Here is an 18,029-nt window from a genome sequence, read left to right on the forward strand (position 1 = left end):
CCAAGCCATCCGGAAACAGGAATGGCAAACGCGGGTGGGGAGGTCGCAGGAATGGACTCGCAGGACGACGAGTGCCGGAGAATACCGCTCAGCCTTCAGGAGAAGATGCGGATCGATTTCCAGGTCGTCGCGCAAAGGCCGAGCAAGTTGGCGGTCTACCTTCTCTGCGTCTTTCTCGGGGTGCTGGGTGCGCACCGCTTCTATCTCGGCGAACGGAAGACCGCGACCGTGATGCTCGCCATCGGCATCACGATCATCGGCCTTCCGATCACCGCGGTCTGGGCGATCACCGACCTGTTCCGCATCCCCGCCATGATCCGCCAGCGCGACGAGGAGACCCGCGAGCGCCTGACGGCCGAGGCCACGGAATAGGCCGTGCCTCGCGCGGATCAGTGGACGAAGCGCGCCACCACGTCGCGATAGGAGCGCGACACCTTCACCTCAGCGCCGCTGTCCAGCACCAGGAAGCACTCACCGTTGGTGTGGGGCTTCACCTGTCGCACCAGATCGAGGTTGACGATGGTCGAGCGGTGGACGCGCTGGAACTTCCTCGGATCGAGGCGGCGTTCCAGGTCCTTCATCGTCTCGCGCAGCACCAGCGAATTGTCGCCGGTGGAGATGATCATGTAGTCGCCCGCGGCCTCGATGTGCTCGATCGTGTCGACTTCGACGCGGAAGATCTGGCCACGGTCCTTGACGTTGATGAGCTTCTCGAACCGGTCCGCGCTCTCCGTCGTGGTCGCGGTGGTCTCGGCGAAGTCGGCGGCGCGCTCGGGCGCGATCTCGGAGAGCACGTCGAGCAGCTGGCCCGCATCCTCGGCCGATTTCTTCTCGGCAAGGCGCTGGCGCACGCGTTCGATGGTGTCGGCGAGCTTCTGTTCGTCGACCGGCTTCATCAGGTAGTTGACGGCATTGGCCTCGAAGGCGCGAATCGCGTGTTCCTCGTAGGCGGTGACGAAGACGAACAGCGGCGGTTCGATCTCCATCACGCCCTTGACGACCGAGAAGCCGTCGAAGCCGGGCATCTGGATGTCGAGGAAGACGAGATCGGGCTTCTCGGTCTTGATCTTGCGGATCGCCTCGCGGCCATTGGCGCAGGTGTCGATGATCTCGACGTCCTCGAAGGCCTGGAGTCGCAGCTGCAGGCCCTGGATAGCGAGCTTCTCGTCGTCGACAAGGATGGTTCTGATGGTCATGCGGTTGTTCCGATAGTTCTGATGGGGGGGTTGAGGGGGATGATGTTGTCGCCCCCGCCGCTTGGGGCAGTCCCGACTGCCACGGCGGGTGCTGTCGCTTCCCCGGCTTTGGCGGCCGGCGTGAAGGGAATCTCGATCAGCACGGTGAAGCCGCCCCCAGCTTCGGATCTCGTCTCGAAAAGATGTTGGTCGCCATAGGCCTGCGCCAGGCGGTTGCGGATGTTGGCGAGGCCGACGCCGGTGGAGACCGGGCGACCCGGCATCGGATCACCCGTCACGGCACGCGGGCTGTCGTCGGCGCCCGGCCCGGTGTCCTCGACTGTCAGGCGCAGCCGCTCGCCGATCACCCGCGCGGTGAGCGCGATCTGCGCGCCTTCCTCCTGCGGGCTGACGGCATACTTGATCGCGTTCTCGACCAGCGGTTGCAGCAGCATCGCCGGAAGCTGCGCCTGGAGCGCGGCATCCTCGATCTCGAAATGGGTGCGCAGCCGCTCCTCGAAGCGCATCCGCTCGATGTCGAGGTAGAGCTGCAGCGTCTCGATCTCCTGCGCCAGCGTGACCTGGCTGCCGGGCTCGGCGATGAGGGTGTGCCTGAGGAAGCCCGACAGCCTGGTGAGCATCGCGTTGGCGGGCTCGGTCTGCTTCAGCAGCACCAGCGTGCTGATCGAATTCAGGGTGTTGAACAGGAAATGAGGATTGAGCTGGTAGCGCAGCATCGCGAGCTGCGCGGCAGTGGCCTGCGCCTCGAGTCGCTCCAGCCGGTCGGCCTGCTGCTCGACCGTCAGGAAGAAGTTGATCGCGTAATAGAGCGCGCTCCACCCGCCGAGCAGGGTCATTGGCAGGTAGAGCAGGCCGATCAGGCGCTGGACGAAGCTGTCGCGGCCGCCGCCGGTATAGACCCCCTGCACCCAGGCATCGATCGAGGCGTGGAGCAACACCGCGACAAGCAGCACCAGCGCGGTCACCCCCCACGTCACCAGCGGCTGCTGACGGATCAGCTGGCGATAGATCACCGAAAGGATCAGGCTGATCGAAAAGCCGGTGATGGTGGTGACAAGGATCAGCGCAAGAACCGCAAGTTCCTGCTTGTTGGCCAGCGCCGAGACCGCGCGCAGCAGGAACGCCGCGCCCCAGCCCGCCAGCTGGAGGTTCCAGAACGCCCGGTTCTTGCTCGCGAAGAACGGCGCCGCCTGGATCTGGAGCACTGCCATAGTGATGCCGGTCTAACTCATTTCGTCGCAAACGGCACATCTATTCGGTCGCACCGGCGTGACAGCACAACGTCTCGGCGCAAGCCGGCCCCTAGGGCACAAGCGCTCCCCGAGAACAACGCCGTGGAGGCGGCGTCAGAATGGTGCATCTATCTCGCGGCGGAAATGCGCGCGCCAGTCGGCCCGGCCCTCGCGCGCCATCAGCGCCTTCACCAGCACCACCTCGGCAGCGATCGACTCGGCCCGCTCGTCCCAGCCGTCATGCCCGTAGCGCATCCGGAGACCCGAATCGTGGGCCGATCCCCAGCGCGTCATGAAGGTCACGCCCGCCTCGGGATCGTATCCGGCATTGGCGAGCAGCCACGGGATCAGCCGGTCGGCCTCGCGCTCGATCCGGCGCACCAGCTTCGCCCTGCGCCCGTTGCGGTCGAGCCAGGCGTCGTGACCGAGGACATTGTGCGCCAGCTCGTGCGCGACGAGAGCGGCGAAGACCGGCTCCTCGGCATAGGCAAAGGCGGGAAAACTGATGCCGATCACGACCCGCTTGCCGTCGGCGACCGCCTTGCCGCCATCACCCATTAGTTCGAAGCGGGTAGCGCAGACCTCGGCCGGAGCCACCCGCGCCTCGCCGCCGTCGGCAAAGCCGACCGCGATGCCGCCGTGTTCGGTCAGCATAGCCTCGACGTGGTCGTGTGCGCGGGCGAGCCGCTGCCAGTCCATCGCGCCGCCCGCCGGCCATGCGTTGGGATCGAAGCGTTCGAGCCGCACCACCTCGCGGTTGCGGGCGAAGGCCCCCGAAAGCGCGGCAGGCGATCCGCGCGCGGCGGTCTGGACGGCGAAGTCGCCCGCGAGGCCCAGCGACGTGCGGGCGATAGCGGGCGCGCCGTAGCTCGCCATGTCCTGCAACTGCAGCCCGATCGAGGGCACGACCTTGGGGCAGAACGGCGCATTGCCGCGCGCAAGCTGCCAACCCACGTCCTGGAGCCGCTGGTCGGCGTCCTGATAGCGAGCGATGGCGGCGCGCTCGGCGGCGTAGTCAACGCGCGGCGGAGTGGCGGCCTGTGCGGCGAGCGGCCCGCAGCACAGCCCCGCCGCCAGCAGTCCGGCAAGCGCAAGTGCGCGCATCGCGGCTGCCTCAGCCCACCTCGCCCGCCTTGGCGAGCGCGGCCTTCAGCCTCTCGTAGCCGACCGCCCCGCCGAAAGGCGTCTTGCCCGCGATCCATGCCGGCGTGCCGGTGAAGCCCAGCGCGCGGGCGTGATCGAGATTGCGCGCGATCTCGGTCGAGACCGCCTCGGAGGCGGCGTCCCGCTGCGCGCGCGCCATGTCGAGCCCGGCGGTCCGCGCCGCCGCCTCGACATCGCCAGTGGCGAACATGGCATCGTGGAAGGCGCGGTACTTGCCCTGAAGCCCGGCCGCGAGGGCCATGCGCGAGGCGACATCGGAGCCTTCGAAGATCGGCCATTCGCGGATCACGACCTTCAGATCGGGGTCCTCGGCGATCAGCCGGTTCACGTCCTTGAGGCTCGCCTCGCAATAGGGGCAATTGTAGTCGGTGAACTCGACCAGCACTGTCTTGCCGTCGGGGTTCCCGAGCACCACGCCCGGGAAGGGCTCGAACACCGCACCCCCCATCTGCGCGAGGCGCTTGGCGGCTTCCTGCTCCTCGTAGGCCTGCGCCATCTGCGGCAGCAGGTCGGGATTGCCGAGCAGGAAGGCGCGGGTGCGGTTGTCGGCAAGCCCCGAATAGGACCACGCCGCCGCGCCGAGAAAGCCGAACACCAGCGCCATCAGCGCGGTCAGCAGGGTGTTGCGCAGGGACGAGGGAGCAGGGTCGGCGGACATGGCGGTTCCGTGAGCGTGAGGCGGATGACACCCAGCCTTAGCGGCGGTTCTTCACGCGTTCCAGTTCGGCGCGCGCCTCGAGCGCGACATCCTGCGCGCGGATCCAGTCGGCCGAGCCGTAGGGCAGGTAGGCCTCCGCAGCCTGGGCGTTGGCAAGCGCCTGCGGATATTGCCGGTTCATCACCTGCACCTCGGCGCTGGCGAGCCGCGCGCGCGGGATATCCCCGCGGGCCTCGTAGACCACACCCAGCTGGTACCACGCGAAGGGATTGTAGCGATCGCGCTGGACCGAGGCGCGCAGCACCTGTTCGGCCTCGGCGAAGTTGGCGGGATTCTCGGTGGCGATCAGCGCATGGCCGAGCATGCCGGCGATCAGCGGATGGGCGCGGGTCAGCTCGGTCGAGCGGCGCAGCGGCGCCAGCGCATCCTTCGGCCGCCCGGATTCGAGCAGCACCTGCCCCTTCAGCTCGAGGAACCACGGGTTGTCCGGCTCCTGCGCCAGCAGCGCATCGGCCTCTGCCAGCGCGAGATCGACGCGCGCCTCCTTGTGGTAGGCATAGGCGCGGGCATAGCGCGCCGGAACGCTGGTATCGCGCACCGGATAGGCGTTGAGCGTGCGGCGCGGCTCGGAAAGATAGCCGAACAGCTTGGCCTTGGCGCGCACGAAGCGTTCCTGCAGTTCGGGATCGGGCTCGGCATTCCATGCCCGGTCCTCCTCCAGCAGCCCGCGCAGGGTCTGGATGCGGTCGCCAGTCAGAGGGTGGGTGCGGGCATAGCCGGCCTCGTCGGTCTGGCTGTAGCCGGCCCGAATCTCGTTGCCGCGCAGCCGCTCGAAGAACTTGATCATGCCCTTGCCGCTGATCCCCGCGCCCGAGAGGTAGCGTACACCGGCAAGATCGGTGGCGGCTTCCTGGTCGCGGTTGAAGCTGAGGAAGCTGCCCATCGCGGCCTGCTGCCCGGCGGCGATGATCCCCATCGCTGCATCGCCCGCCCCGGCCAGCGCCGCACCGACGCCGAGCAGCAGCGAGAGGATCGAGATTCCGTTCGCCGCCTTGGTGCGTTCGTTGAAGCGCACCACGTGGCCCGCGGTGATGTGGCCGAGTTCGTGGGCGAGCACGCCCTGGACCTCGTTGGCGCTCTCGGCCGCGCCGATCAGCCCGGTGTGGACATAGATCGCCTGCCCGCCGGCGACGAAGGCGTTGATCGAGCCGTCGTTGATCAGCACCAGCTCGACATTGCCGGGCTCGAGTTCGCTCGCCTCGATCAGCGGGGCGGCCATGTCGAGCAGGAGCTGCTCGGTCTCAGCATCGCGCAGGATCGATTGCGCCGCCGCCGGGTGGGCCGCAAAGACGAGGCTTGCCAGCAGCGCAAGGCAGAAGGCCAGAGGATTGGGGCGACCGCGCATCGGCGGCGACACTACCGGAGTTGCGCCTGAACGCAAACTGAAGGCGCGGCCCCTGTCACACAAGAGGCGGGTCCCCGCCCGGGCATCAAGCGTGCCTCGGGTGTTGATGTCCGGGCGGAGAGGGTGAGAGCGGCGGCGGCCTCAACCGGCGAGCTTGCGGGCGGCGCGTTCGATCTGGGCAATGTCTTCCGGCAGTTCGGCGAGGATTTCCGCGCAGCCGATCTCGTCGCGGCGGATCAGCACCAGTGCGAACTCGGGGCCCGCGCCGTCGAGATGCTCGAGCGTGATCGCCTCGAGCGCGCGCAGCTGGGCGGCCAGCGCCTCGCGCACGGCACCGGGCTCCTCGACCGGCTTGCCCTGTTCCTCGCGGCGCAGGCGGCGTTCTGCCTTGACCACCGCCTTCACCCCACCCTCGGTCTCGGCGAGGAAGCCCGCAAGGGCCCCGCGGGCGAGCTTGAGGCGATGCGCGTGGGTCAGCACGGCGGCATATTCGGTGAGGCGGGTCTTGTCGTAATCGTGCCCGAACACGAGCTTGACCACCGGGGTCATCGGCGCGCGGTCCTGCACGGTCAGACCGCTTTCGGCGATCAGTTCGGCATAGTCCTCGGGCGCGGCAGCGGCGGCGAGCGAGAAGTCGTAGGCGCGGCTCACCGCGGCATAGAGCGCGCTGCGGCTGCGATCCTCGGTGCTGTCAGCGGCGCGGGCAAGCTCGCGCGCGGCGGCGAGGCAATCGTAGAGACCGGCATCCTCGGGCAGATCGTCGGCAAAGGCGGGTTCGTCGTCGTTTTCGTCGTCGAAATCGTCCGCGGCGGCGAAGACCGGCACCCGCGCCGCGACCGGAGCGGAAAGGGGTTCGGCAACCGGTTCGGGCACGAAGCCATATTCGGGCGCGGCGTCCTCGTCCCCGTCCTCGAGGTAGGGCATGGGCTCGATGCCGGTCAGGTCGATCGCCTTCTTGGCGGGGGCCTCGATATAGTCGGCGAGGCTGGCGAAGTTGTAGCCGGCGCTTTCGCCCTCGCCCTCGTCCTCGTCGTATTCCTCGTCGTCGTCGTCGAGGCTGTACTGGCTGAAATCGGGGAGCGCGTCGTCATCATATGCGTCCTCGGCCCCGCCGTAAGCGGAAAGGCCCCCCAGGTCGGCGAAGTCGGCGGCGAAATCATTGTAGGCGTGCGCGGGCGCTGCGGCCTCGTCCTCGTGCTCGCGCGCAGGCGAATCCGCCCAGTCGGTGACAGGTTCCGCCGGGCGCGGGGCCGGGTCTTCCTCGAGCTCGAGATCGGTACCGAGTTCGAGTGCCTGGTCGATCTCGAGAAGCAGCTCGTCGGCGGTCAGCTGGTCGGCCATCTCCTTCCAGTTGATCACCCCGTAGATGAAGTCGATCGTCTCGTCGTCGCTCGAATAGGGCAGCAGGATGCCGCGATAGAGGATCGCGATTCCGGCGTGATTGACGAATTCCGCCTCGAAACCGATCGGCGCCTGGTTGGCGAGGATCTGCATGTAGTGGTCGGTGATGCGGCTGAGCAGCGAGCGCGGCGGCACGTCCGAAAGGCGGGTGATGACCCCCTGCGTGCCGCACTCGGCCGCCAGCTTTTCGCCGATGTATCGCACCCCGGGATTCTCGATCCCGTAGGAGAAATCGAGCAGCACCGAATGGGGGCCGAAATCGGGGAGACTGGCGGGGTCGAGGTCCTCGATGCTAGGGAACATCCGCTCGCCGAGCAGGCTCGCCCAGTGGTTATAGGCGCGCACCTGCATGCGGCGCTCGTCCTGGCCGATCGCCTCGGGCGGCAGCTGGCGGGGCGCCGGTTCGGCGCTCTCCTCCTCCTCGATTGCGTCCCAGCTCCGATCCGATGCCGAGTCGGAACCGAAGGCGCCGCGCAGAGTGTCCATGGCTGTCATACGCCCCTTGGTGAACCTGTGTCGGCCCGTTCTGGCGCGGCGTGGTAAACATCACGTTAAACGGAAGGGGAGTCTTTGCTTGCGATCGCGCCGGGGGCGCGATGCCGGCCACCGGAGGTGGCTTACAGGAAATACCTCATCCTGATCGTGACGCGGCTGGTGCCTTCGCCCTGGACGAACACCGCGTCCTTGAACTTGGGCGGGGCCATCTTCACCGGCGCATCGCGCGAGAAGCCGTAGCCCTCCTTGGGCATCATCCCCATCGCGCGGTCGGCCTTGCCGTTGTCGTTCTCGTCATGGAGTAGCGCGATCGCGTAGCTGCCCGGCTTCACGCCGGTGAAGCGGATCTCGACCTTGCCGGCGGCCGGCACCACGGTGCGGTGCGCGCCTGCGTCCTTGATGCAGCGCGGGAAGATGTCCTCGCGCGTGGTCATGCAGGCGCGCACCACGCCGTTGCTCGACCTCAGGTCGGTGACCGTGATCACGACCTCGCCCGCCTGCGCCGGCACGGCCGCCGCCGTCGTCGCCGTCGCGGCCACCACGAACAGCGCGGCGCGCCTCACGCCGGCACCTGCGGGCCGTGCCCCGCCTCGGCGACGATCCGCTTCGACAGCCCCCGGTCGGTGCCGCAAAGCCGGTCCCAGACCCGGAAATAGAGCCCGAAGTTGCATCTGTATTCCTCGTGATGGCGTTCGTGATGGCTGGCGGTTATCAGCCAATTGCCCAACGGCGAGTGAACGAGCCAGCGCGGGAACATCTCCCAGCCCATGTGGTTCGTCACGCCCATCACCGTCGCGATGGTCAGTACGAGGCCCAGCATGGCGACGTGGATCGGCACGAGGAACACCAGCACCGGGATCACGACCGCGCCGGTCAGCGCCTCTATGGGGTGGAAGCTCATCGCCGTCCAGGCCGTCGGCGGGCGGCTGTCGTGGTGGACAGCGTGGGCGATCCGGAACCATTTCGGCCGATGCATCCAGCGGTGGCTCCAGTAGAAACAGGTGTCCTGCACGAAGAGGTAGATAAGCACGCTGAGCGGATGCCACCACAGCGGCAGCGCGCCCCAGTCGGCGGTCAGCATCGTCCAGCCGTGATGCCGCCAGCCCCACAGCACGATCCCGGCGGGCGCACCGTAGATCGCCGCGGAGAGCAGCGACCAGCGCACCTCGCGCGCGATCTGCGCGCCCTTGCCGGCATAGAGCCCTGGGCGCATCTTCGCGGTGGCAAAGGCGAACAGCCCGCTGGTCAGCAGATAGCGCAGCGCGACGATCGCGGTGACGGCAAGGCTGACGACCAGCAGTGCAATCGGAACGGGGGTATCGGCGGGGAGCATCGCGCTGCCAGCTATGCCGCAATTCCGCGAGGCGCGACAGGCCTATCTCAGTGGGCCGCGTCCAATGCGGTCGCCAGCGGGTCGATCAGCGCCATGTGCCGCCGCATCGCGGTCCGCGCGAGCTGCTCGACCAGCGTCTTGCGCCGGGCCGCCGCCAGCGGGGCGAAGGCGGCGGGCCGCAGGATCTCCGCGTCATACCCGTCCGCCACGATCACCCCGCAGGTCTCCGGCCGGTAGGCCTCGCTTTCGAGCGGCGCACGGTCAAGCGCGGGGGGCAGCCCCCAGTAGAAGCGGTCGCAGAAATCGAGATAGTCCGGCCATTTGGCGTCGCCCAGCAGGTCCGCGCGGGCGACCTTGATCTCGACAATCACGATGAGGCCCTTGGAGTCGATCCCCATCAGATCGGCGCGGCGGCCGTTTTTCAGGGGCACCTCCGAAAGGCACCAGATATCGTTGCGGGCAAAGAGCCGGCCGATCCCGCGCGCCACGTCGCTCGCGGCCAGCGCCGGCGATGCAAGCGAATCGGCGGAAGGGGACGAGGCACCGGACATCCTCCGGCGTTGGAACGAAAGTGGAACGCAGTCAAGCCTGCGCGGCGTTCCCTCAGGCGGGTTCGCGGGTCTCGAGCACCCGCACCATCGCCTCGCGGGCAGCGTGGAACTCGCGCCACAGCACCAGCGCCGGGGCGGCGGTATCCTGTCCGCGGCGGGTGAGCGTGCCGAGCGCGGCCAGCCCGGTCTCGAGCATCGCCGCGCAATCGGTGACGGTGCGGGCGACCAGCGCGCGTTGCCACGGATGGGCACGGGCGATCACCGCGCCGAGCTCGCCGCCGATCTCGACCGGCTCGGGCGCGAGCCGCGCGAGCATCGCCAATGCCGCAGCCTGTCCGTGCAGCGCGACCAGCGCCTCCGCCAACGCCTCGGGCGCGGCGGAATCGGCCGCCACACCAGCGTCGGGAAGAATCGGCTCGGGCGGGAGCGTGGCCATGGGGGCGAGCCTAGGCAGACGTCCTTTCCGAATGGTTAAATCCGCCCCCGCCGGCGACCCGGCCCGCCACGCGGGCAGGCCACAATTGTCTGGCATCGCGCCCCGCCTCTTGCTAAGCGCCGCGCCGCACACGAAAGTGCGCGCGGCCCCGTGCCATGCACCCGTAGCTCAGCTGGATAGAGCGCTGCCCTCCGAAGGCAGAGGTCACAGGTTCGAATCCTGTCGGGTGCGCCAGCATTTACAATAGGATATTGCGCCGCACAATCTCTGCCAACATGGCCGTAAGTGAAATGTAAGTGCAAGTCGACTTGCACCTATTCTCGCGAATGCGTGGGCAACCTTCTGAAAAGCTGAGCTGAAGAGGAAGAATGGCGGAGCGCTTCCAGCGGGTCCGCTGACGCTCTTGCGGTGTATGAGTCGAGGGAACCGATTAGGTCTCCCGATCACAATCTGGATCTCAGCGCTGCTTCGCGCTCTCACCTCGGCCGAACGGTGTACTCAAGCGGAACGCCGATGCCAGACGCGCTAACGGACCGTGCATGGGACAAGCGAGTGTGGCGAATCAACAGATGGAATAGGTCGCATCCGCGCCGCTCGCTTTTGCGGTATTGGGCAGTTGCCGCGGCGTAGAGGCCAATGGTATCGTAATTCTCAGCATGCCACGGCCAGAGGTGATCTGAAGGGACTGTCTCTTTCTGTTCTACGAATTTACTTTCGTGCGACGCTATGGCGAAGCCTTGCTCCGTACCTAACGACAGATATGTCAGCACAGGTATTACATAGGGGAATTGTGTGTTCGACAGCTTCAAGCGCAAGGATGATTTGGATGAGCGGAAAAAACTGCAATGCAATTCCTGCAAGCGCCAGACTATCCATACCCTTGAAGCCCAGTGTGTCGGCAGATGGCAGGAAAATTTCGGCCGTGGGCACAGTGCTGATGGTGGGACCGAATTCTCGCTGTATCGCTGCGGAGCCTGCGACGAGGTTTGCTTCGAGACTTCATCGTGGTGCAGCGAGGAATACGATCACGATGAAGAGGGGAATACCTATTTGCCTCGGACAGAGGTTCAGTATCCTCCCCCTTCCTCTGCTGACTTTGCGTTCGACACCGATTTCACACCACATGACCTAAATGAGCTAATCGATGAAATGCTGTACGCGTTGGCAGGCAGCAAGCTCAAGCTGGCGACCGTTGCTTTGCGGATGGTGGTAGAATTCATCGTCAACGACACTAAGTGCTCCGGTCGGAACTTGATGAAGAAGATCGACGACTTACATACCAAAGGCCACGTTGATGAAACCCAGTTAGCATTGCTCCACAAGATCAGGGAAAAGGGCAACGCTGGTGCCCATGAGCGGATAGCAATGAATCGGAATGAGATGGTTGCTGGAATCGGCATCGTAAATCTGCTGCTGGAAAAGCTCTATAACAGTCCCAAGCGACAGGATGAGATCGTCAAGAAAGCCAATCAGGCATTCCAGAATGATGATTAGGCCGCATCCTTAGGCTTCGCCTTCAAGTTATAAAGGACATTGGTGCAGCCGCAGCGCGCAGCTTCCTTGGTCTTGCCGGTCTGCACGACGTAGATCAGGTCGCCGCAAGCAGGACATTCGAACTCGCGCTCCAACTGTTTGAATGCAGCGACCACCGGCTCAAAATCCTGTCGCTGGAAGTTGGCCCATTCGTTAAAATGGACGGCTGGGTTAATTTCCCATTGCTCGCTTTGCGATTGAGTCATGGCAGTAGTGAAAGTCGTGTGGTAGCCGTTGATCTCGTCCACTCGGGCTTTGTCGCCCCAGCTTTGCGCGGTCGCTTTGGCCTTCTTGTAGAGTTCGTTCATCGCGCCGATGGCGGCCGGCAAGAGGTCGCCCAGCTCGTATTTGCCATCGCTGCGATACTCGACACGCCCGCCCAAGCGCGCGCACCATTCCGCTGCGGCATATTCGAGGTAATGCCGTAGCAGACCGGCGGCGGCTCGTATCTCATTGTTAGCGACAAATTGATCGACCTCAGCCCATACGTCGGTCTGCTTCCATTCTTGCGGGCCGTGATCGACATGCCATTTGCGGAAGGTAATTGCGCCCTTCCCCGCGACGAGCTTGCTGCTCTTCATGTGGTTCAACCACACCGGATCGTGGGTGGTGAGCACGAATTGGGTTTTCGGAAACTTGGTCCTAAGTAGGGTGCAGACTTCGCGCCGGTGACCGGCATCGACGGACATCAACACGTCGTCCAGCACGGCGAAAGTGAACTGGTCGCCGAGTAGGTGCTTCATCAAGGCGAGGTAGAGGCACAGGCCCATGCCGTCCTGGTGGCCTTCGCTGTGATACGCGCCGGGCGGGAAAAAGCCCTTACCGTAGAAATCAACCTCGAAGCCGAGCTTGCCGAGCGAGGGCGTCAGTTGCGCCTCGAATTTGCTTTCGTCGTCACCGTTGATGTCGCGGTAGTAGGTGCGGAACTCCGCCTCCACCTCCGTGTAGATTGCCTCAAGCGCCTTGTCAGTAGTTGTGCCATACAGCGCGTGCACTTTGGCGGCTGCGCCTGCTTTGGCCTTCCCCGCCGCATATTTTGTCATCGCATGGCGCCACGCTTCCAGGCGTTCCTGCCCCACGGTGAGGAAATCGCGTGCCGCGTCTCGGTCGGTCGGCTCGGGCAACGCCTCTACGCTCTCGGAGAGTGTGGCAATATGGTCAAGCGCCAGTTGGACGTCCTCCCAGTCGGTGTCGAGCGCCGCGATCGCGTCGTCGAGCGGCAGGAAGTTGCGCAGCACCTCGGCACGGCGATCAGCTTCTTTTGCGACCACCGCGAACGGCTCAAATGCGAGCGGGGTAGGCAGGTCGCGGGCATAAACAGCTAGCTGGCGCAACATCGGTCGCAGGCCTTCCAAAGCGACCACGACTGGTTCGATCAATTCCTCGACTCGTTTGCGTTCAGCCGCCGCCGATTTCAGTTGCTCGCGCTGGGCCTCGACCACGGCGCGAAACTCGGCGGGTTCCCAACCAGTTTCGCAAACGGGGCAATGCTCTTCATCAAAAAGCGCAAGAGCAGTGGCGAGCATCCCGTCGCGGGTCATGTCGGCAAGTTGGGCCTCGTTCTCTTTTAATGCAGTGAGCGCCTCGACCATGCCCGACCATGCCGCTTGGGTTTCCGGCGCTTCGATCGCTTCGAGCGAAGCAAGCCCATTTACAATGTCGGTTTTGGCCTGGACCTTGGGAACCTTTGGCGCGGATACACCACTCTGCGTTTCTAGTCCGTCACGAATGGACGTAGTCGCTTCGAGTTTGGTGAGGGCGGGAAGATCCAATGCCGCCCGTTTGACGTTCACCGCGGCAAGCAAAGTCGGGGCTTTGACCTCGGCAATGCCAAGCGCGCTCATCAGGTGGGTCGCGGCGCGATCGCGCTCGCCTTCCAGAGCTTTCAGGTCGCGCGTCGCGGCGTTGGATATCTTTAGCAACAGTTTGCGAGTGATATCGAGCTTGTCGAGCTGCAACAGCGCTTGCACTTCCTCGGCTCGCACGCCGGGTTCGGCGAGGACATACTTGATGATCTCGCGCCGCGAGAGCGAAAATTCCGGGTGGCGCTGAACATGCTCAAACACCGCGCGGATGGCGGGGTCGTCCGGCGTAATCTTCGGAGCCTTGGGCGACTTTACGTTCCGAGTGATAGTCGCCTTTTTGCCGAGGCTCTGGATCGACACCTCCAGCGTCACCACTGCTTTCTCGGGATGACTCCGGCAATTAACATGGGGGCCATGCTCCTTGACCGACAGCGCGCCACGCCCCTTGCCGACCAAGCGAGAAATCGTGCCGGTTAGGCCGAATTCGAGCGCGTCAACTATGCCGCTCTTCCCCGTTCCATTCGGGCCGCACACCGCAAAATTTGCGCTGCCGAGGTCAACGGTCAGGTCGCGGATGCCCCGGAACTCTTCAATCTTGATGCGCTCAACGGTAATCATGAATCGTCGCCGAAAATGGCCTGACGCAATGACGCTTCGTTGACTGTATCTCCATCGAGCAAGACGGGTTTCAGGCGCTTGGCCACCTCCGACAGAGCCTCGTCTTCGCCAACCGCCACAATGAACTTCGACAGCACGCGGTTGGCGACCGATTGTTCAGGCTCCTGCTGCGCACCCTCATCCATGACGCAATTCTTCATTATGGCGCCCCCAAGGCAAGTCGAAATTGTGCCGATTCAAAGATTCCTGTAAGGTCATCGAGTTCGTGAGCCGAGACGGTTCAACTTTTCCGCAGTATTCTAGATGGGCAAGTCGACGTCAGCCGGACAAGTACCACAAAGCTCGCTTGCGTGTCTCACCGCTCGTAAACGGACTGCGACAACGCCCGAAACTAGTCGTTTGGCCGTAGAGTCGGGCAGGATGATTCACAGCTGGTCTTGGCATTGAACTGGGTGAGACTGAACGACCGGAATTAGGGCGCAAGGCTGACGGGCCGCTTTGGGGCGCCCAACTAGCAGCTTCTGTCAAGAACGGACGTCCATGGTAGTGGTCGTAAATGAACGGGAATGGTCGGCAACCGCCACTCCTCAGATCGGTGCGCGAATGGCGGCTTGGCCCCGCTTCTGGAAAATTCCTGCCATTCTGCAAGCGACCCCGTTCCGGACGTTCGGTGGCGACGTGCGCCTTCCTGGAAGCAGCCATGTTTCATGGGGCTTCAAACAGCTGAAATTGGAACAAAGCCGTCGTTGCTAAACGGCATGCCGAATGACCGGTATTGCCGGAAGGGGACATGCGCCTGCTAGGCACTGAAGTTGGCGGCTATTGGTTCGTTTCCTGAAACACGCCAACCAGGAAACGACCTGTTGCCGAAGAAGTTCGCGCGTGCGATATCCGTAAAGGGCTAGGAGACAGGTAATGATTTTATCTACCATTATCGCAGTGAGCGTTGCTACCCAATCGGCACCGGCACCGGCATCAAAAAGCTCGCCTGCCCCTGCAGCCGAAAAGAAGATGGCATGCTGCGAAATGATGGCGAAGGGCAACGGTTGTTGTTGCTGCAAAGACATGGCCGCGGAAAGTTCGAGCAACCAAGGTGGAAACCAAGAGAGCGATGACGCCAAAAGGCATGCTCACTAAGCAGGGCATCAGGTTCCTACTCACTTCCGGCTATGAGTGGCGCAACTGGGTGTAGCGGCCCTCAAGCCCCTGTATCCTGACATTGGCAGCGCCGAGCGCGGGCGATGTCACCTGCACGGCCCCCTCCGATTTCGTTCACCAGCATTGCGATATTGCCGGGGCGCATCAGCGCCTTTTCCTCGATCTCCTCGCCCGCGATTACCTGACCCGCAGCGGCTCATGTTGCAAGCGCCTCCCGAGGCGCGTGCCCTGAACGATGATCTCGACTTCTTGTTCTTCCTCTCTCTCGTGATCGTGTTCAGCGACTTCGCGGAGGTGTGCCGACCCTTCGGGAAGCGCCTGCGCTAAGGCAGGCACAGGCAGCAAGGACGCAGGCCATGCCAAGCAGCAGCGCAGCGTGGAAGCGGTGGATCACATCAAGTCTTTCGTTGGAACGGTGGCGCAAGGTCGCGCCGTGAAGAGTAAATCGGGCGTGCGGTCGATTATCGCACGCAGGTCAGACGGAATATCCATCGCGGTAAAGGCGCTCACCGTGCTTCGTCCGGTGTTGCCGGTTGGCAGGCGCCCCGTCAGATTGCCGAGCGGTGCAATCGCGAGCCGCAGGAGCTGTCCTGCCGCTTCAGGCCAGTCGCGGAGCTGAACAGCAAAGGCGAGCATCCTCCGGTGCGATGCGCAATGCGGGCCAAGGCGCGTCTGGGCGAGGATGTGCGCACGCCCAAGATGGTGCCATGCCAGCGGGACATCACCCTGCCGCGCAGCCTCTTCCCCCATACGATATTCTTCTGCAAGTGCTGCAGCGATAGCGTGCATTGTCCGCTGGTTGGCGGTGTGCTGTGTCATGCCTTGGTCCTCAACGTAATCGTTCTCCTCGGCGGTCGTCAGATAACCATCTTCGCTGCCATCCAGAGCGCCATCGCGATCATCATCAGGTTTTCGGTTAGCGAAACGAAACCAAGCGGAACGTTGCTCGATCCCCCGACGCATGCGCACTTGAGCTCGCGCCGGTCGATGTAGACCGCCTTGAACACGGAAACCGCCCCAATCGTGCCGATGAACAGTGCTACCGGGATCGAGACCCAGTGCAGCACGCCTGCTACCATCAGGACGCCGGCAAGACCCTCAGCGAAGGGGTAGATGCGCGCATAGGGAACCCAGCGCTGCGCCAGCAGGTCATAATTGAGGAACATTGTCGCGAACTTGTCGACATCCTGCAGCTTGAGCAGCGCGAGGACACACATCGAGAAAGCGATGAACCATTCGGCCACGCGGACACTGATGGCGTTGCCGTCGGCGGCAATGCCAACCGCCATTGCCATCAATGCAGTCATAGCGAACAACGCCATGACCGGGCGATAGGTGATTGCATTAGGATCGACGACCTTGAGGCCGAAGAAACGGCGGAGGTCGTCGTGGCCGCCGATCCGCTGCCCATCGATGAAGGTCTGCGGCGTGGTCGTCACGGCATTCGCGGCTTTGAAAGCATCGGTCGCTTCCCGCGTCGTCAGGTGGTGGTCCTCTACCCGGTAACCGCGCGACGTCAGGAGGTGCTTCGATTTCAGACCGTATGGGCAGGTATGGCCGGGCATGACCATGCGATGAAGCACGGCTGTTTTGGCAGATTGGGGCATTGGCGATTTCCTTTGATTCGCTTGCAATGCGGCAGCTATAAACTCCGTACCATGATACGGGATCAAGTGCCTTTATGAAAATCGGCGAATTTGCTCGCGCGGGCGGCGTGAACGTTGAGACAATCCGTTATTACCAGCGGCGCGGGCTCCTTATCGAGCCGCCGCGCGGACAAGGGCCGCGGCGTTACGGGATCGATGACCTCGATCGCTTGCGGTCAATTCGTGCGGCCCAGACTGCAGGCTTCACCCTTGATGAGATAGCGACCTTGCTGGCGCTGGACACGGCAGACCGCTCTTCGGCGCAGGCGCTTGCAAACAGCCGCATCGCGGCGCTTGATGAAAAGATCGCGGCCTTGCAGACCATGCGCGGCGCCCTCATCCGTCTGGCGGAAGCCTGCGCAGCCGAAGACGCCGGGCCGTGTCCCATCATCGCCGCCTTCAATCCGACCGGCGCTGCCTAAGCGTCGGATCCCTGACGAACGCTCCCCATCCTGATCGAAGGCCGCTTACATCATCGTCGGCGACATCGTTCCGAAGACCGCGACCAAGCCAATGACCAAGAGCCCGAGCAGGAATTCGGCAATAAGGGTGCGCTGCAACGCACCCAAGGCTTGAGCGGGATAGACATTGCCATCCCTCACAGCTGTTGCAGCGCCCCTGCTCACGCGCGCATGATGCGCGCCAAAGGCTACCATAGCTGCCACTAAGGCCAGCTTGATTGCCAGCAGGATGCCGTATGGCGTTGCAAAGGTCGCCGCGACGTTCGGTAAACCGAAGATCAAGTGAGAGTTGACTGTCCCGGTAACCGCAACAAGCGCAACCAGTGAGATCCCCATAGGTGCAAAGGCGTGCATGGCCTTGAGCACCGCATGCGCCTTTGCCTCGTCAGGATCCTTGTAGCATCGGAATGTCAGAACAAGGAACCAACCGATTGCTCCAAGCCACAGGCCCGCGCTGACCAGATGGATGCCGTTGTTGAGGCGATGGAATAGCCCCAATCCGCCTTCGGTTGCAGCGGCATGACCACTCCAACCTAGAGTCACAAGGGCGCTTCCGTAGCAGCCCGCCGCAAATACCACCGCTGCCCGGCGGTTTCGAAGCGCGAGAATAGCGGCCAGCCCTGCAAAGAGCAGCCCAGAGCGGATAATGAAGGCAAATCCAATGTCGGTGCCGAAGATCATCGCTTCGACCATTGCCCGGTCGAGGTCGAAGACCGGCACGCCCATCATCGCAGCAATCGACATTAGCATGAGTGCCGCTGATACCACCGGTGCGACAAGAGCCGCCAGAACGGCTAAGCCTGGCGCGCGGTCAGCCCTCAGCCCGTCGACGCTTCGCAGGCCAAGCAACCAGAAAGCCGACCACCCGAACAGGCCCAGCAGCAGAGCATATTGCGCAACCCGCAAGACCGTTTCGAAGAAACCCTCTATCACCGAC

The 18,029-nt window shown here is 63.9% G+C and carries 18 protein-coding genes and 1 tRNA gene; 4 read left to right on the forward strand and 15 right to left on the reverse strand.

All coding sequences use genetic code 11. From position 1 onward, the window contains the following. Positions 1-51: 51 nt before the first annotated feature. Entirely contained in the window at positions 52-372 is a 321-nt protein-coding gene (locus ACMX37_RS15580; RefSeq protein ID WP_483146802.1) for a TM2 domain-containing protein, read from the forward strand. 17 nt (positions 373-389) lie between these two features. Here the strand turns inward: ACMX37_RS15580 and ACMX37_RS15585 are convergent, their stop codons facing one another. The 10 genes from ACMX37_RS15585 to ACMX37_RS15630 all read right to left on the reverse strand — a co-directional run bounded on the left by ACMX37_RS15585 (position 390) and on the right by ACMX37_RS15630 (position 9,871). Next, complete coding sequence (locus tag ACMX37_RS15585) at positions 390-1,196, reverse strand: LytR/AlgR family response regulator transcription factor (protein WP_483146803.1); 807 nt, start codon at positions 1,194-1,196, stop codon at positions 390-392. Continuing rightward, on the reverse strand, positions 1,193-2,407 hold the full coding sequence (locus tag ACMX37_RS15590) for a sensor histidine kinase (protein WP_483146804.1): 1,215 nt from the start codon (positions 2,405-2,407) through the stop codon (positions 1,193-1,195). Before ACMX37_RS15590 ends, ACMX37_RS15585 begins: the two co-directional genes overlap by 4 nt. 135 nt (positions 2,408-2,542) lie before the next feature. Then, positions 2,543-3,532 (reverse strand): M48 family metalloprotease, encoded by a 990-nt coding sequence (locus ACMX37_RS15595; protein WP_483146805.1) that lies wholly within the window; start codon positions 3,530-3,532, stop codon positions 2,543-2,545. A 10-nt stretch (positions 3,533-3,542) separates the two neighbouring features. Continuing rightward, positions 3,543-4,250, reverse strand: a complete 708-nt coding sequence (locus ACMX37_RS15600; protein WP_483146806.1) for a DsbA family protein — start codon at positions 4,248-4,250, stop codon at positions 3,543-3,545. A gap of 37 nt (positions 4,251-4,287) precedes the next feature. Continuing rightward, positions 4,288-5,655 carry a M48 family metalloprotease gene (locus ACMX37_RS15605; protein ID WP_483146807.1) on the reverse strand — a complete coding sequence of 456 codons (1,368 nt, stop codon included), beginning with the start codon at positions 5,653-5,655 and terminating at the stop codon, positions 4,288-4,290. 141 nt (positions 5,656-5,796) lie between these two features. Beyond that, on the reverse strand, positions 5,797-7,542 hold the full coding sequence (locus tag ACMX37_RS15610; protein WP_483146808.1) for a PAS domain-containing protein: 1,746 nt from the start codon (positions 7,540-7,542) through the stop codon (positions 5,797-5,799). Positions 7,543-7,673: 131 nt separating this feature from the next. Beyond that, positions 7,674-8,114 (reverse strand): DUF2141 domain-containing protein, encoded by a 441-nt coding sequence (locus ACMX37_RS15615; RefSeq protein WP_483146809.1) that lies wholly within the window; start codon positions 8,112-8,114, stop codon positions 7,674-7,676. After that, complete coding sequence (locus tag ACMX37_RS15620) at positions 8,111-8,884, reverse strand: sterol desaturase family protein (protein WP_483146810.1); 774 nt, start codon at positions 8,882-8,884, stop codon at positions 8,111-8,113. The genes ACMX37_RS15615 and ACMX37_RS15620 overlap by 4 nt, the downstream gene beginning before the upstream one ends. A gap of 47 nt (positions 8,885-8,931) precedes the next feature. Continuing rightward, positions 8,932-9,435, reverse strand: coding sequence for an MmcB family DNA repair protein (locus tag ACMX37_RS15625; RefSeq protein ID WP_483146811.1), 504 nt, complete (start codon positions 9,433-9,435; stop codon positions 8,932-8,934). Between the two features lie 52 nt (positions 9,436-9,487). After that, positions 9,488-9,871: a hypothetical protein gene (locus tag ACMX37_RS15630; protein WP_483146812.1), complete on the reverse strand. Its 384-nt coding sequence runs from the start codon at positions 9,869-9,871 to the stop codon at positions 9,488-9,490. A 157-nt stretch (positions 9,872-10,028) separates the two neighbouring features. On the opposite strand from ACMX37_RS15630, the gene ACMX37_RS15635 reads away from it, so the two are divergent. Continuing rightward, positions 10,029-10,105: transfer RNA gene (locus ACMX37_RS15635), tRNA-Arg, on the forward strand. 558 nt (positions 10,106-10,663) lie between these two features. Continuing rightward, positions 10,664-11,365 carry a DUF4145 domain-containing protein gene (locus ACMX37_RS15640; protein WP_483146813.1) on the forward strand — a complete coding sequence of 234 codons (702 nt, stop codon included), beginning with the start codon at positions 10,664-10,666 and terminating at the stop codon, positions 11,363-11,365. Here the strand turns inward: ACMX37_RS15640 and ACMX37_RS15645 are convergent. The 4 genes from ACMX37_RS15645 to ACMX37_RS15660 all read right to left on the reverse strand — a co-directional run bounded on the left by ACMX37_RS15645 (position 11,362) and on the right by ACMX37_RS15660 (position 16,592). Continuing rightward, positions 11,362-13,827, reverse strand: coding sequence for an AAA family ATPase (locus ACMX37_RS15645; RefSeq protein ID WP_483146814.1), 2,466 nt, complete (start codon positions 13,825-13,827; stop codon positions 11,362-11,364). The genes ACMX37_RS15640 and ACMX37_RS15645 overlap by 4 nt on opposite strands. Then, positions 13,824-14,012: a hypothetical protein gene (locus ACMX37_RS15650; RefSeq protein ID WP_483146815.1), complete on the reverse strand. Its 189-nt coding sequence runs from the start codon at positions 14,010-14,012 to the stop codon at positions 13,824-13,826. The genes ACMX37_RS15645 and ACMX37_RS15650 overlap by 4 nt, the downstream gene beginning before the upstream one ends. Before the next feature lie 1,363 nt (positions 14,013-15,375). Beyond that, a complete protein-coding gene (locus ACMX37_RS15655) occupies positions 15,376-15,804 on the reverse strand; it encodes a DUF3703 domain-containing protein (RefSeq protein ID WP_483146816.1) in 429 nt (142 codons plus the stop codon). A gap of 38 nt (positions 15,805-15,842) precedes the next feature. Further along, positions 15,843-16,592: a MauE/DoxX family redox-associated membrane protein gene (locus ACMX37_RS15660; RefSeq protein ID WP_483146817.1), complete on the reverse strand. Its 750-nt coding sequence runs from the start codon at positions 16,590-16,592 to the stop codon at positions 15,843-15,845. Between the two features lie 74 nt (positions 16,593-16,666). On the opposite strand from ACMX37_RS15660, the gene ACMX37_RS15665 reads away from it, so the two are divergent. After that, positions 16,667-17,053: a MerR family transcriptional regulator gene (locus ACMX37_RS15665; RefSeq protein WP_483146818.1), complete on the forward strand. Its 387-nt coding sequence runs from the start codon at positions 16,667-16,669 to the stop codon at positions 17,051-17,053. 45 nt (positions 17,054-17,098) lie between these two features. Here the strand turns inward: ACMX37_RS15665 and ACMX37_RS15670 are convergent, their stop codons facing one another. Then, positions 17,099-18,025, reverse strand: a complete 927-nt coding sequence (locus ACMX37_RS15670) for a CopD family protein (RefSeq protein WP_483146819.1) — start codon at positions 18,023-18,025, stop codon at positions 17,099-17,101. Positions 18,026-18,029 lie beyond the last annotated feature (4 nt).

Source organism: Porphyrobacter sp. THAI-01a (assembly GCF_056868655.1).